At 36.5% G+C, this 15,584-nt stretch carries 13 protein-coding genes; 9 read left to right on the top strand and 4 right to left on the bottom strand.

Features of this window, described 5'->3' with window-relative positions; all coding sequences use genetic code 11:
• Position 1 precedes the first annotated feature (1 nt).
• From ACFIKO_RS00685 to ihfB, 3 genes are all read right to left on the bottom strand, one after another.
• Positions 2-934 (bottom strand): class I SAM-dependent methyltransferase, encoded by a 933-nt coding sequence (locus tag ACFIKO_RS00685; RefSeq protein ID WP_375619198.1) that lies wholly within the window; start codon positions 932-934, stop codon positions 2-4.
• A gap of 172 nt (positions 935-1,106) precedes the next feature.
• Positions 1,107-1,403: a lipopolysaccharide assembly protein LapA domain-containing protein gene (locus ACFIKO_RS00680; RefSeq protein WP_375619199.1), complete on the bottom strand. Its 297-nt coding sequence runs from the start codon at positions 1,401-1,403 to the stop codon at positions 1,107-1,109.
• A 7-nt stretch (positions 1,404-1,410) separates the two neighbouring features.
• Positions 1,411-1,689: an integration host factor subunit beta gene (gene ihfB, locus ACFIKO_RS00675; protein WP_012754445.1), complete on the bottom strand. Its 279-nt coding sequence runs from the start codon at positions 1,687-1,689 to the stop codon at positions 1,411-1,413.
• A gap of 184 nt (positions 1,690-1,873) precedes the next feature.
• Here ihfB and lptC point away from each other — a divergent pair, with 184 nt between their 5' ends.
• From lptC to rlmN, 6 genes are all read left to right on the top strand, one after another.
• A complete protein-coding gene (gene lptC, locus ACFIKO_RS00670; protein WP_375628028.1) occupies positions 1,874-2,518 on the top strand; it encodes an LPS export ABC transporter periplasmic protein LptC in 645 nt (214 codons plus the stop codon).
• Positions 2,519-2,594: 76 nt separating this feature from the next.
• On the top strand, positions 2,595-3,194 hold the full coding sequence (locus tag ACFIKO_RS00665) for an LptA/OstA family protein (protein WP_375619201.1): 600 nt from the start codon (positions 2,595-2,597) through the stop codon (positions 3,192-3,194).
• Between the two features lie 6 nt (positions 3,195-3,200).
• The gene (gene lptB, locus ACFIKO_RS00660) at positions 3,201-3,995 is read left to right on the top strand and encodes an LPS export ABC transporter ATP-binding protein (protein ID WP_012754448.1); all 795 of its coding nucleotides are present in this window, start codon (positions 3,201-3,203) and stop codon (positions 3,993-3,995) included.
• 889 nt (positions 3,996-4,884) lie between these two features.
• Complete coding sequence (ptsN, locus tag ACFIKO_RS00655) at positions 4,885-5,349, top strand: PTS IIA-like nitrogen regulatory protein PtsN (protein ID WP_375619203.1); 465 nt, start codon at positions 4,885-4,887, stop codon at positions 5,347-5,349.
• Between the two features lie 1,861 nt (positions 5,350-7,210).
• Entirely contained in the window at positions 7,211-7,714 is a 504-nt protein-coding gene (locus ACFIKO_RS00650) for an invasion associated locus B family protein (protein ID WP_375619304.1), read from the top strand.
• Between the two features lie 42 nt (positions 7,715-7,756).
• Positions 7,757-8,983, top strand: coding sequence for a 23S rRNA (adenine(2503)-C(2))-methyltransferase RlmN (gene rlmN, locus ACFIKO_RS00645; RefSeq protein WP_375619204.1), 1,227 nt, complete (start codon positions 7,757-7,759; stop codon positions 8,981-8,983).
• Positions 8,984-9,479: 496 nt separating this feature from the next.
• Here the strand turns inward: rlmN and ACFIKO_RS00640 are convergent, their stop codons facing one another.
• The gene (locus ACFIKO_RS00640) at positions 9,480-10,127 is read right to left on the bottom strand and encodes a LysE family translocator (RefSeq protein WP_375619205.1); all 648 of its coding nucleotides are present in this window, start codon (positions 10,125-10,127) and stop codon (positions 9,480-9,482) included.
• Between the two features lie 170 nt (positions 10,128-10,297).
• Here ACFIKO_RS00640 and ACFIKO_RS00635 point away from each other — a divergent pair, with 170 nt between their 5' ends.
• The 3 genes from ACFIKO_RS00635 (at position 10,298) to ACFIKO_RS00625 (ending at position 15,147) form a co-directional block, all read left to right on the top strand.
• Positions 10,298-11,533: an argininosuccinate synthase gene (locus ACFIKO_RS00635; RefSeq protein ID WP_375673057.1), complete on the top strand. Its 1,236-nt coding sequence runs from the start codon at positions 10,298-10,300 to the stop codon at positions 11,531-11,533.
• 378 nt (positions 11,534-11,911) lie between these two features.
• Positions 11,912-13,573: a lysine--tRNA ligase gene (locus tag ACFIKO_RS00630; RefSeq protein WP_375619305.1), complete on the top strand. Its 1,662-nt coding sequence runs from the start codon at positions 11,912-11,914 to the stop codon at positions 13,571-13,573.
• Positions 13,573-15,147, top strand: coding sequence for a peptide chain release factor 3 (locus tag ACFIKO_RS00625; RefSeq protein WP_375673056.1), 1,575 nt, complete (start codon positions 13,573-13,575; stop codon positions 15,145-15,147). The genes ACFIKO_RS00630 and ACFIKO_RS00625 overlap by 1 nt, the downstream gene beginning before the upstream one ends.
• Positions 15,148-15,584: the final 437 nt, after the last annotated feature.

Genomic DNA, 15,584 nt, shown 5'->3' with positions numbered 1-15,584 from the left:
TTCAAGCAATCCAACGGCTAAAAAGAGAAGTAGAAAGGGCACGTTCTGCAACTTCTTCACGCAAAATGAGTTCTCCTGATTCGACCGTACCACCAAGATTTACAAATGCATCACGCATTAAAGCATGAAGAGCAAAGAAGGAAGCACGAATAGAATAAGCTGTAAGGACAACAGAGAGCGGTTTATCAGAGAGAAGTTTACGACAATTTGTGATCATAGCGGGTAAATGATCAAACAGTTGCCAAATTTCACCATGGGGTCCACGCCCATAAGCAGGGGGATCAAGAAGAATCATATCATAGCTTTTCTTACGACGCAGTTCACGCTCGACAAATTTCATAGCATCATCGCAAATCCAGCGAATAGAATGATCTGGTAATCCTGCTTTTTCTTGATTAGCTTTTGCCCACGCAATGGCTTTTTTAGAAGCATCAACATGGGTAACATTCGCACCCGCTCGTGCCCCAATCAAAGAGGCAATACCTGTATAGCCAAAAAGATTCAACAATTTTATAGGACGCTCGGCTTTAACAATTTGCTCTTCCATAGAGCGCCAATGAGCATCTTGTTCAGGAAAAACCCCCACATGACGAAAGGAAGTAAAACGGCCTAGAAAAAACAATCCATTCCAAGAAAGAGTCCATGTTTCATCAAGTGGCTTTTTAGGAAAATGCCAACGACCAACCCCTTCTTCATCACGGTTTCCTGTGAAAACAGCATCAACATCAGCCCATTCTTTTCGTGGTAAAGCAGGTTTCCATAGTGCTTGACCTTCTGGTCGAATAATGCGGTAAGCTCCATAACGTTCTAGTTTTTGTCCATGACCAGAATCAATGAGAGCATAGTTTTCACTTATACCTGTTTCTAAAATAAGTGGTAACTTTTCCTGCGGATATCTATTGTTATGGGAGGGTTGAAAGCATTGTGCGGGCATGTTTTGTATCACGGTATATGAGGTATGAAAATATATTATAAAGCTCTTAAGTGTTTCGTAAAAGTGCAAAAGAGCTAAAGCCAATTAAAACATGTATGAAAAAAAGAAAAGAGCACTTTAAACTCTGTACTGAATATAAAATACAGAGAGAAAAGATTTAATTAAAATACCATTACACCAGATTTGTGATAGACGTTTTCAATTTCTCGATCTCTGCTTTACTTTTTTTGAGAGCTTTTTTGTATTTGTGATAGGAAAACCAACTGATCAGATTCCCTAATAAAATACCAAAACCAAAGGAAATAAAGAGCCATATAAAGAGGGGAGCATGATAAGTAAAACTTTCAGAATCTGCTCGAAAAGGATCAAGGGTTAACGGAACCATTTGACGATTAGCCACGATAAAAACAATCAAAAACGCTGCGAGAATCACACCGATACTTGTTAGAAGAATACGTTTAATTATCATAAGTTTCTCACTGATTAAGACGGTCGCGTAAATCCTTGCCAGTTTTAAAAAAAGGAATCCACTTTTCTTCAACAGAAACAGCTTCACCTGTTCGTGGATTACGTCCATTACGGGCTGAACGGCTTTTTACAGAAAAAGCTCCAAATCCACGAAGTTCAACGCGATTGCCATTTGCAAGTGCTGTTGAAATTTCCTCAAAAATAGCGTTTACAATATTCTCCACATCCCGTTGAAAAAGATGCGGGTTATGACGAGCGATAATTTGCACAAGCTCTGATTTTACCACAATAGCCTCACTTTCACACAAAAATTTTTTTGTAATTGTGCACTTCATGCATATTACAATATATAAACGGATAAAAGCAAAATAAAACCAAGAAAAAACAAATTGCAAGAAACAAAATTTGAAAATACCTTCTATAAAGGTTATACAGATTAAAAATGCGGAGTATTTAAGAGATTAGGAGAGTATGTCCGTACACAATAATTATGAAGCCTTTTCAACGCAATCATCTTTTGGAGATGTTTTTAAAAAAGCATCCCGTCATTCGCGTCGCATTAGCATATTAAAAATTTTTTTACCTCTCTTAGCGTTGATTTCAGCGCTGGTTTTTTGCTGGTTTACGTTTTTCTTGGTTCCCGTTACTTCTGATTCTATGCCTTTGAATAATGAAGAGAGTGGCGTGGTGAATTTGACGATGCTCAATCCAAAGTTAGAAGGGTATACGCGTGCTCATGAACCTTATTGGCTTAAAGCAGAAAAGGCATTTCAAGACCATACACACTCTGGAATGATTGGGTTGCAAAACATTACAGCTAAAGCATTTATGGGCCAACAAAAACAGGTTTTTCTCGCAGCACAAGGGGGGATTTACGATAACATTAATGGTTTTTTACAGTTGGACAAGCCATTCACCATTACGACGAATGATGGGATGATGGCACAATTTATGTCAGCAAGTATTAACTTATCCGAGGGACAGTTAAAAACAGATCAACGTGTTAATATTCAGCAAGCGGGTTTGCATCTTGCCGCAAATGCCTTACAAATTCGAGAAAAAGGAAAAAACATGTATTTCCATGGTGGTGTGCATTTAGTGCTTCAAAAGCAATGACGCAAGATCAATACGAATCTTCAAAGGATATTTATAAAGAGAAGTATGTGTATATACAAACAGAAGAATTGAAATAATGAAATCGTACAAAAGATGGATAGGTGTGACCTTGGCTTTTAGCATGGGAATATTAGGAGGAGGAGCAGTTTTAGGATATGCTGAAGTGGCCCATTTTGGAATAAGTTTATCAAGCGACAAAGAACCGGTAGAACTTCATGCAGATTCTTTGGAAATACGTGATAAAGAAGGGATAGCGCTTTTTAAAGGTGATGTTTCAGTGGTGCAAGGTGAACGTCTTTTAAGAACGGCAAAATTAGTTGTTTACTACGATAAAGCATATAAAGAAATTGATAAAAACAAGGAAGATACAAAGGCATCATCTGTTTCTTTATTTGGTTCGTCGGGTATACAAAAAATGGAAGCTTTAGGAAAAGTTTATATAAAAATTGCTACGCAAATTGCTACGGGTGATAAAGGCGTTTTTGATGGAAAGTCAAAAATGATGAGTTTGACAGGGAGTCATGTTGTGTTAACTGATGGTGACAATGTGGCCACGGGGTGCAAACTAACGGCAAATATGGAAAGCGGAAAGGCTTTTTTAGAAGGTTGTGAGACGCCTAAGAAAAAAGGTCGTGTTTCTATTATTTTAAAACAAAATCAAAAGAATGGCCGTTAAGATTTCATGTTTGGAATCAAAAGAAAAAAACAGACCGATAGGTATAATCTTGAAAGTGAAGCTTCAAAAAATCCCTTAAAAGGGACCTTGATTGCTAGTAACTTGATTAAAGTTTATCGAGGAAGACGAACTGTTAATGGTGTTTCTTTTGGCATTCGTACGGGAGAAGCCGTTGGCATTTTGGGGCCCAATGGGGCAGGTAAAACAACTTGTTTTTATATGGTTACGGGGCTCATAAAATCTGATGGAGGATCCATTAAAATTGATGGATTTGATATTACGCATCTTCCGATGTATCGACGTGCACGTTTAGGTATTGGATATCTTCCACAGGAGGCTTCTATTTTTCGTGGTCTTTCAGTAGAAAATAACATTAAAGCTGTTTTAGAGGTCGTTGAAAAAGATCGCCTTAAACAACGTGAAGAGTTAGATAGCCTTTTACATGAATTTAAAATTGATCATTTACGTAAAATGTCTGCACTTTCGTTATCTGGAGGTGAACGTCGGCGACTTGAAATTGCGCGCGCTTTAGCTTCTCGTCCCCATTTTATGTTACTTGATGAACCATTTGCAGGAATTGATCCTATCGCTATTTTCGATATTCAACAACTTATTCGTCATTTAACTAGGCGTGGCATTGGTGTTCTAATAACGGATCATAATGTACGTGAGACATTAGGGCTTGTCGATCGCGCTTATATTATTCATACAGGGCGGGTGTTAGTTCACGGTTGTCCTAATGATATTATCAACAACGTTGATGTACGCAGAATTTATTTGGGAAATCAGTTTTCTCTTTGATTTTACAACTTTCACGAGTTTTCATTTAAGTTTAACCAAACATTATTACTGAAAATCTCCTTATTTATGCCAAAACTTCTTTTATGACTATAACCTTAATGCTGTTATTGAGTGGTGAAAAAGGCTTCATCATTAGAGGGTTAGTTTGTTGTTTTATAAGTTTAGCTTGCTCATGATTGTATTATAGAAAGATATCACTAGATTAACTTGATAATGAGTGATAAACGAAGCTCTCAATAAATGCGTGCGTTATTGAAAGGTAAGAGATATTTATCATATTTTTCTCTGTCGAATCAAATAATATATCGATGATGCTGTTTTAGGTATTTTGATGGGAGCACTGGTTATATATTGCGGTTATTCAATAGGAGTTGTCGTATTTTATTGGTTTATATGGCCTATTTGAAAATAGGAGCTCGGCTAAAGATATCAGGATAAATCTATAAATCTCTAAAAACCTTTATATTCTTGTTATAAGGCGATGTTCAAGCTATACAGTAATTTTCAAAGTAAAGGTCCATTTTGCTCAGTATGCTTTTCATCTTAATTTAAGGGCTCATTTTTAAAGAAAGAAAAACTCTGATGGCGAATTATACATCAACTCTTATGACAAGTTTAATAAATTTATGAATAATGACCTTTTCTAGAGTCGTAAGGAAATTAACTTTATGAACAACTTCATTTCTTTGGTTTCTCATGCCGTTAATGATGATCCGAATACTATTTATTGTTGTGTTAGAAGTGATATGAGATGTATTGAGCCATCATCCATTATAAATTGAAAAGTAAAAACACATGCGATGTTGCGAAAAGTGAAAGAACATTAAGTATCTATACCATTTATAGGTTTATTGATGAGCATTTTAGCGTGTAAGAGGAAGATTAAAGTATGAATTTGAGTGAGTTAATAGCACCGGAAGCGATCATTCCGGCTCTTAAGGCTAATTCGAAAAAACAGGTTCTACAAATTTTAGCCGAAAAAGCTTCCAAGCTAACAGGTCTTAGTGAGCATGTGATTTTTGATGTTGTTTTACAGCGCGAGAAGCTTGGTTCAACGGGTTTGGGTGGAGGTATTGCGATTCCTCATGGAAAATTACCTGATATTAATCGGATCATTGGTATATTTGCACGTCTTGAAAGTCCTGTTGATTTTGAAGCTCTTGATGACGAACCTATAGATCTCGTTTTTCTCCTTTTAGCACCTGAAAATGCTGGTGCAGATCACTTAAAAGCTTTATCACAGATCGCACGTGTTTTGCGTCACACTGATGTTGTGCAAAAATTGCGCAATACGCATAATGCTAATGCGCTTTATACTTTACTGATTCAAACTTCAGAATCAAATGCAGCTTAGAAGATATTATGAGTGTATAAGTGGCAAAGTGTACACCACGGAACGTAGAAAATAATATAATTTTTATTTTAAAATACTGATAACAAAAGGTTATGTCGTGCAATTTTGAGAAATCGTTTCTAAGCGAACCTTCTTTTTAAAGAGCAAGTAACAAAAACGAAGTACTTGTCTTTTCTTGTTCTTGTATATTAAGGATCTAATCATTATGCTTCGTGGGTTCATTTATTCTGTTATACTGTAAAAAGCCATCATTTGAGGTGTGTAGAGATAAGGCATGTAAGTTTTCTTAATACATTAAATGCTTTTAGAATGTATGGTAAATATTCTTAAGCAGGACTTGTTTGGAGAGCTTTTGGTTAAGTAAATCACATAAGTGGGAAGACAAGAGGAGACCGCTCGACAAGAATCCAAACTTTTTCAGTCCAGATTGGATTAAGAATCTTCGTCCTTTGAAAGCGGGAAAGAAATCAACAGGAAAGCTTATTTGTGCATTGAATTTTTTCGTAAGTTGAGTTTGAGTGTTTAGGGATAATATTTTAATGCTCAAGAAGAAATAAGAGATATATTGTATTATCAGTATAGCAAGATATTGATTTATAAATATAATTCACTATTTCTCATGTTGGATGAGAGATGCGAATATTGTAAAATTCTCTCATTCCAAACTTGTTTATGTTGAATCAATCAAAACCATTTGCTTGCACGTTATAAACGGAATTAGCGTGTGGATAAAAACTGTACAAGAAAGGGGTAAAATGCCTCCTATGAATCGTCTCAAGTATCGAGGGTTGTAGCAAAACATTGGGAGCTGGAAAATAGTGTTATGGTACCGGTTTGCTTCTTCACAAGTGGAGAGATCAACTATTTTATAGGTATGATTTAGATGTCAGCTGTTGTATAGAGCTCATGCTAAAAAAACAATTTTGTACGGTAAAAATGAAAATTATAGCTTTAGGTTGGGTGAAAGAGCTTTGTGCATGGGAAGATTTATTCAGATCCACTTTAATTGATTAAAATGTTGTTAAAAAACGATAAGGTTAGAATTGCTGTAGAAAAAGGTTTTATATTTTTGTTTATAAATTACTTAGAAATAAGATAAGGAAACTTTCCAAAAGAATTCTTAAGAAGTTTTTTATAACAGAAAGAAAAATATCATCTAATACATTAAAATAATATGATTAATCTATAATAAGCTACTAAAATCATTTTAGAAATTAATAATTGGAGATGAAATATATGGGGAAATAAGATCAAAAGAAACAAAGTTGTAAGTGATTATTGAGATAGAATCTAAACTCTTTATGTTTTATTATTTTTACAAGATATTTAAAGATTGAGAAAAAGTGTTGTCGGGACGATATTGAATACGAAGTATGAATTCACTATAATAGGTGAAAGATGGAGTATTTTGCGAACATAAATGTATTGAATGCATAAAGCCGAGAAGTGATATTCGTAAGGCGGTTAAGCTTTTTTGCGGGGAGTACGGGGTGTATTTTCAAAATTTTGCATCAGATTGCTTGTGATATAAAGAGTATGGTTTATTTCTTAACAGAGTGATGGTATATTTTCATCTCGTTTTGAAGTTCTATAGCTTAAAGAAATCGTTTTTTATACAAAAACGAAATGAGTAGCGTAAAATGAAGATGTTATTTTTTAATGTGGTTATTGAATAAGAGGTTTATGTTTTTGTAACGATTAAAAGGTCACAATGAAACGTAGAAATCTATTCTGGTTAGTGTGAAAATATTTCGCTTATTGAAGGAATTAAGACAATAACACATGAATATCGAGGAGTTTTTGTTGAATTTTTCCAATGAAGAAAATCTTGTTAGAGACTAAAGAAGTGAGCTAAATGAAGATGTTTGAAAAGACTGTTATTGCTGTATCTGTAATGGTTCTTGTTACAGCGGGAGTTGCATATGCACAAACGCCAAGCCGTTTAAATCAATTTGAAGCGTGGGGAGCCTATTCTTATAAATCGCCCAAAAATACGATTTGCTATGTGTTATCGGTACCTTTGAAGGCTCTTCCAACGACAGTTAATCATGGTGATAACTTTTTCTTGGTTACCAAGCGTTCTCATTCACCTATTTCGTTTGAACCGCAGTTTATGGCTGGTTATACCCTTCAAGAAGGGTCGAGAGTGACAGTGACCATTGGAGGTAAGGACTTTGATTTTTTCACGAAAGATTCCTCAGCTTGGTTGGCTTCATCAGAGCTAGAAAAGCAGCTTGTTTCTGCTATGCGTGCAGGAAGCAATATGACAGTGAAAGCGATATCAAAACGAGGAACGCATACCACTTATACTTATTCCTTAAAAGGGGTCACTGCTGCATTAAATGCAGCTCAAAAGTGCCATTAAGGTTTTGATAATTTCTAAAATAGTGATGTGAATTGGAAAGCAATGGCCATTTCCTATGACCTTAGACCAATTGGTTCATGTTTTGCGCGAGAAACAGATAATGTGGTCGTGAAGGAGAGTTCTAAGCTCTCTTTAATTGGTTTGTCGCAAGATGAGATGGTGCAAGCTTTAAAGACAGTTGGTGTACCAGAGCATCAAACGCGTATGCGTGTGCGTCAGCTTTGGCATTGGCTTTATGTGCGTGGTGTTTCAAATTTTGATGAGATGCTGAATATTTCTAAAGCAATGCAAGAAACACTTAAGTGTCATTTCTCCATTGCGCGCCCAGAAATTGTTGGAGAACAAATATCAAAAGATGGTACGCGTAAATGGCTCTTACGTTTTCCTGCACGTGGAGCTGGAAGGCCTGTTGAAATTGAAACGGTTTATATCCCTGAAGAAGGACGTGGTACTTTATGTCTTTCATCGCAAGTAGGGTGTACGTTAACTTGCTCTTTTTGCCATACGGGAACGCAGATGCTTGTTCGCAATCTGACCGCGGAAGAAATTTTGGCACAATTATTGGTTGCACGTGATTGTTTGGGTGATTTTCCTGATAAAAATACCCCTGATGGGGCAATAGTTCCCATTGAAGGTCGCAAAATTACCAATATTGTTATGATGGGGATGGGAGAACCTCTTTATAATTTTGAAGCTGTTAAAAAAGCTTTATTGATTGCTTCTGATGGCGATGGGCTTTCTTTATCAAAACGTCGGATTACGCTTTCAACCAGTGGGGTTGTTCCTGGAATTATCCGAACCGGAGAAGAAATTGGTGTTATGTTGGCGATTTCACTCCACGCAGTACACGATACATTAAGGGATATGCTTGTTCCCATTAATAAAAAATATCCGCTTGCCTTACTAATGGAGGCTTGCCGTAATTATCCTGGTCTTTCTAATGCAAAACGAATCACTTTTGAATATGTTATGCTGAAAGATATCAATGATAGTTTAGATGATGCTAAGCGATTGATTAAGTTATTGAAAGGGATTCCTGCTAAGATCAATTTAATCCCTTTTAATCCGTGGCCAGGGAGCAATTATCAGTGTTCTGATTGGGAGCAAATCGAGCGTTTTGCTGATGTCGTTAATCAAGCGGGCTATGCTTCTCCTATTCGGATACCACGTGGACGCGATATTTTAGCGGCATGTGGACAACTTAAATCAGCTTCAGAGCGTTTACGGAAATCTGAACGTTTGCGACTTGAAAATTCTATTGGTCATTAGTTAATGCAACTTTTTGCGATATTAAAGCCTATGCTTTTTTTCAGTAAATCAGCATATAATAGCATGTGTGAGACAGAGATTAAGATGGATCAGTGCTAGACGAACAGTTTCAGCTTTTATATGCTCAATGGGGGGAAATATTGTATATAGCAGTCTGTTTGCGTAATCTCTAAAATGAGGAGGAAACCTCATTTAGAGGCAATATGAAGTCTTAAGGGTCTTAACTAATTTCCATATTATTATCATACCTTTTAATTCTATTTTATGACTTTTAAAAGCATCTACGGTAATATCTTTTAAAAAGTGGAGATTGTATATTGCCTCACTCTTTTGTTTATTACGTTCTTTAAAAAGATTTCGCTTCACACACGAAAACTCCCGATTCGCTTATAACGTACAAGGGAAAGATATTGTTTGATTCAAAATAAACAGGTTTGAAATGAGAGAATCCTACAATATTTTGGTTCTCATTTAAATTAAAAACGATAAATTACATTTATAAATCAATTTTTGTAACTATAAGGAGATGGAGGGCAAAGCTGGTAAAAGTACCAGCAATAAGCCAGTCAAGAAAGCGAATATAAAGAGGATTTTTCTTGAGAATTTTGGTAAGTTTATGTGCTGTAAAAACGATAGAAATTGTGATGGGAAAAGAAATAGGAATATAGGAGAGTCCTAAAAAGAGTAGCTTTTGTGTTGCCATAGGATCATCCGCATTGATAAATTGTGGTAAGAATGTTGCGTTAAAGAGTATAACTTTAGGATTTAAAAGATTGATTCCAATACCAGCAAGATAGTTACGTTTAGCGCTTTGAGATTTAGAAGATGTTGGTTCAAAGGAAAATGTCGGATTTCTCCGTAACATTTGAAAGGAAAACCATAAAAGATAAAAGGCGCCAACAATTTTTAGAAGAATAAAAGTGTGTGGCGCAGCAAAAATAAGCGCTGATAAGCCAAGTGCTACAGCGGTAACCTGAATGGCAAATCCTGTTGCACTACCCAAGGCGCACATAATTCCAGCTTTTTTGCTTTGTGTAATGGTTCGTCCTACAGAAAGCATCATATCAGGTCCTGGAATAAGTGCTAAAATCAACGATGCTAAAGCAAATTGTACAACAATAGACCACTCCGGTAGAAATGACACGTAAATCTCCTTTTATTTTTAAGCAGTATTCATTATTTACACTCTAAAGCGTTTTTATTTACGTTTTTTGCGTCTTTTTAATGTTGCTTAAAGAGAATTTATTTTTATATTTGTTGCATTGTTTTGATTTCTAGGTAGAAATAAAATAGCAGCTCATATAGAACTTTGACATGAAGAAGTGGCAAAATATTAGAAAAGTTGTTTTGGCTTATTCAGGGGGATTGGATACGTCAATTATTCTCAAATGGTTGCAAAATACGTTAGGCGTTGAAGTTGTAACTTTTACAGCGGATTTTGGGCAGGGGGAAGAGCTAGAATTTGCTCGTCGTAAAGCTGAAATGTTAGGTGTTAAAGAAATCTATATTGAAGATTTGCGCGAAGAATTTGTGCGTGATTTTGTTTTTCCAATGTTTCGAGCCAATACCGTTTATGAGGGAACTTATCTTTTAGGAACATCAATTGCACGCCCACTTATTTCAAAACGCCTTGTTGAAATTGCTAAGGAAACAGGAGCAGATGCAATTGCTCATGGGGCAACGGGCAAAGGCAATGATCAGGTACGCTTTGAGCTTTCCGCTTATGCTCTTAACCCTGATATAAAGATTATTGCTCCATGGCGTGATTGGGATTTTAAGAGTCGGACAGATCTGTTTGAATTTGCTCGTACACATCAAATTCCTGTAGAAAAGGATAAGCAAGGCGAAGCACCTTTTTCAGTGGATGCAAATTTATTGCATTCTTCATCAGAAGGAAAGATTTTAGAAGATCCAGCACTTCCTGCTCCTGAATATGTCCATATGCGTACTCTTTCGGTGGAAGATGCCCCAGATCAAGCAACTAGAATCACCCTTGGCTTTAAAAAAGGTGATGCTGTGTCAATCAATGGAAAAAATTTATCTCCTGCAACTTTACTTGCAGAATTAAATCATTATGGGCGCGATAATGGTATTGGTCGGTTAGATTTAGTAGAAAATCGCTTTGTGGGTATGAAATCGCGGGGTATTTATGAAACACCAGGGGGAACCATTCTTTTAACAGCTCACAGAGCTATAGAATCTTTAACGCTAGATCGTGGTGCAGCTCATTTGAAAGATGAATTGATGCCACGTTATGCAGAACTCATTTATTATGGATTTTGGTTTTCACCGGAACGTAAGATGCTGCAGGCAGCTATTGATTTATCTCAAGAACATGTTGAAGGTGAAGTCACGTTAAAACTCTATAAAGGAAACGTTATTGTTGAAGGGCGCCAAAGTAAAAAATCACTTTATTCGAGTGAGTTGGTAACTTTCGAGGATGATCAAGGTACTTATGATCAAAGAGATGCAACTGGTTTTATTAAATTAAATGCTTTACGTTTGCGTACATTAGCAATGCGTCATCAAGGTGACAAAATAAAGAAATAGAAAATTACGGTGACAAGTGTAAAGTAGGGGGGAGTGCTTTTGTATGGAATGCCTAAATTAAGCATTTTTATCTGTTGGTTTTTGCAGTCCTTTCATTCAATGTTAGAGGCTTCGCTTTTGTACTAAATCAGTATAATAAGCAAAATTCATGATAATAATAGCAATGAAGGCTCCGATAATCAAAACAAGTCAATTTTTCTTTATAATATTGAATGTTTTTGATTTTTATCAGAACAAAATATGTTTATAGCGAGGGCGGTTTTTGTATTGTGACTTAAGAGTATAAAGAAATTTTCATCTTTTTGCTTGCTATTATTGACGAATAAATTCAAGAACCATACACCCTATTTTGAAAGAGTGTAATTTTTAGGATAAATAATAATGCGTGATCAGTGTGATACCCTTAACCTTACGCCTGAATTAAAAGATGCGGCTTCTCAATCGAGAACTTGGCCATTTGAAGAAGCACGTAAGATTATCAAACGGTATGAAAAGACGGGTTATCCAGACAGTGTGATATTTGAAACAGGTTATGGACCTTCTGGTTTACCGCATATTGGTACTTTTGGGGAAGTTGCACGTACAACCATGGTGCGTCATGCATTTCATATTCTTACGGAGAATAAAGTAAAAACAAAATTGCTTTGTTTTTCTGATGATATGGACGGTTTGCGCAAGGTTCCTGAGAATGTGCCTGATCGCGAGAGGATGGAACATTATCTTGGTCAACCGTTGAGCCGTGTACCCGACCCTTTTGGAGATGACTATCCTTCTTTTGGGGCAGCAAATAATGCGCGGCTACGGGCTTTCCTTGATCGTTTTGGTTTTGATTATGAATTTGCAAGTGCTACGGATTATTACAATTCTGGTCGTTTTGATGAAACACTTTTGAAAATCCTTGCCTGTTATGACAAGGTTATGGCAATTATTTTACCAACATTGGGTGCTGAACGGCAAGCGACCTATTCGCTCTTTTTACCAATTTCTCCCTTTTCTGGAAAAGTATTACAGGTACCGATGATTGAGCGTAATGTTGAAAAAGGTACAGTTACTTATATCGAACCAGAAACAGGAGAAACCATAGAAACAGAGGTTACGGGGGGCAAGGTTAAGTGTCAGTGGAAAGTGGATTGGGCAATGCGTTGGACAGCGCTTGGCATTGATTATGAAATGGCAGGAAAGGACCTTATCGATTCCACAAATCTTTCTTCTAAAATTTGTAAAGTATTAGGTGGGAAGTCCCCAGAAGGATTCAACTATGAGCTCTTTTTAGATGAGAAAGGGCAGAAAATTTCCAAATCCAAGGGAAATGGCTTAACCATTGATGAATGGCTTACTTATGCCCCAACAGAGAGTTTAGGGCTTTATATGTTTTCAAAGCCTAAAACGGCAAAAAGGCTTTATTTTGATGTTATTCCAAAAGCTGTGGATGAATATTATGCGCATCTTTCAGCCTATGGTCGCCAAGAATGGAAAGAGCGGCTGAATAACCCTGTATGGCATATTCATAATGGTTGCCCTCCGCAAGTTGATTTGCCTGTTTCCTTTGCGATGCTTTTAAATTTGGTAAGTGCTTCAAATGCGGAGAATGCAGAAGTTCTTTGGGGTTTTATTTCTCGTTACGCTAAAGGAGCAAATGCACAAACTTATCCAGAACTTGATCAATTGGTGAAGTTTGCTATTAAATATTTTGATGTTTTTGTTAAACCAAACAAAAAATTCAGGCTCCCTGATGATAGCGAACGAGCAACATTAGCACAAATTGATGAAAAATTAGCTAATTTACCTGAAACTGTTGATGGCAACATGCTACAAAATATGCTTCTTGACGTTGCACGGTTAACGGAACGCTATCAAGATCATAGCAAAAAAAGCCCTGAAGGTGGGCCTGGTATTTCCAATGTTTTTTTTCAAATGTTGTATGAAGTGCTTCTGGGACAAGAGCGAGGTCCACGATGGGGATCATTTATAGCGCTTTATGGGATTAATGAAATGCGTGCACTGATTGCTGAAACACTTGCACGTCCTGCGGAGGAATAATGGAAAAGAGAGTGCAGGAAGTAAAGCGACGCCGTACATTTGCAATTATTGCTCACCCAGATGCTGGGAAAACAACATTGACAGAAAAGCTTTTATTGTTTGGTGGTGCTATTCAACTTGCAGGAGAAGTAAAAGCCAAAAAAGATCGTATTCAAACCCGTTCTGATTGGATGAATATTGAGCGTGATCGTGGTATTTCCGTTGTGACTTCGGTGATGACGTTTGAATATGAAAATCATATTTTTAATCTCCTAGATACTCCAGGGCATGAGGATTTTGCAGACGATACCTATCGCACCCTCACAGCTGTTGATAGTGCTGTCATGGTGTTGGATGCAGCACGGGGAATTGAGCCTAGAACATTAAAATTGTTTGAAGTGTGTCGGATGCGGGATATTCCTATTGTTACTTTTATCAATAAAATGGATCGTGAGGCACGTGATCCTATAGAGCTTTTAGATGAAATTGAAGAAAAGCTTGCTCTTGATACTGCGCCTATAACATGGCCAATTGGTACGGGTAAAGATTTTGTTGGTACCTATGACCTTCATTATAATCGTTTTCGTCAAAAAGATGATGAGATAACACAGCGGATAGTTTCAAATCCCAGAGAGGTTGTTCATTTACTTCCTGAATATCAACGTTCAACTTTTATTGAAGGGGTAGAAATCGCTCAAAGTGTTTGCAAGAATTTTGATCTTCAAGCTTTCCGTGAAGGTCATATGACTCCGGTTTATTTTGGTTCAGCTTTGCGAAATTTTGGTGTTCGTGATTTGATCAATGCGCTTATTGATTTTGGTCAAAGTCCTCGTGACCAAAGTGCAGATCAGCGCAATGTCATAGCAACTGAACCTAAAATGACGGGATTTGTTTTTAAAATTCAAGCGAATATGGATCCTAATCATCGTGATCGTATTGCATTTTTTCGGGTATGTTCGGGAACACTTGAACGTGGTATGAAGACAAAGTTGGTTCGAACAGGAAAACCAATGACACTTTCGGCTCCACAATTTTTCTTTGCACGTTCACGCCAAATTGCAGATCAAGCCTATGCTGGTGATATCGTAGGGATTCCTAATCATGGAACATTGCGTATAGGTGATACTTTGACTGAAGGAGAAGATATCCTCTTTAAGGGAGTACCAAATTTTGCACCAGAGATTTTGCGTCGTGTTTGTTTAGGCGATCCAATGAAAGCAAAAAAACTCAAAGAAGCTTTGCAACAGATGGCTGAAGAAGGGGTTGTACAATTGTTTATTCCTGATGATGGGTCTCCTTCTCTCATTGGTGTTATTGGTGCTTTGCAAATTGATGTTTTAAAAGAACGATTAAAAATAGAATATTCTTTGCCAGTGAATTTTGAGTCTGCGCGCTTTAATTTATGCCGTTGGATTTCAGCGCAGAGCAAAGATGAGTTGCAAAAGTTTCTCAGCAATCACCGCTCTGCTATTGCGTATGATTTAGAAGGTGATCCAGTTTTTTTAGCGGAGAACCATTTTTCATTGAATTATGAGGCAGAAAGAGCTCCTAAAATAAAATTTTCTGCTTTTAAAGATTACCAAGTACGCTCTTAAAATAAAGAAAAATCTTTTCTACAATAATTTGATTTATAGTAATAATTTATCGTTTTTTATATTGGGTCAAAAATCTGAATATTGTAAGTTTCTTATATTGAAACAATCAAAATCATTTGTTTGCACGTCATAAGTAGGATTGATGTGTGCGTAAAACACTTGAAGCAATAAATACAATGCCTCTAATAAATCTTCTCTATAGCCAAGAGCTTTCAAAATATTGGGTGAGGGTAAAAAATGATGATGGTGGTTATAGCGTTATGATGTAATAATGGTGGTGTGTGATATATCTCATCCCATTCACGGAAGTTTACGTTATACTATTCATTTATATTATTTACGGGATGACATGACGAGGTAAGATCAAGAACAATGAAAAATGTCCCTTTAAAACAAACATATAAAATTGCAACATAATGATATTTTTGGGCATTCTA

Origin of the sequence: Bartonella sp. TS82HLJMH, assembly GCF_042193495.1 — a bacterium.
GTDB classification, from domain to species: domain Bacteria; phylum Pseudomonadota; class Alphaproteobacteria; order Rhizobiales; family Rhizobiaceae; genus Bartonella; species Bartonella grahamii.
This window is presented reverse-complemented; position numbering and strand designations above follow the sequence as displayed.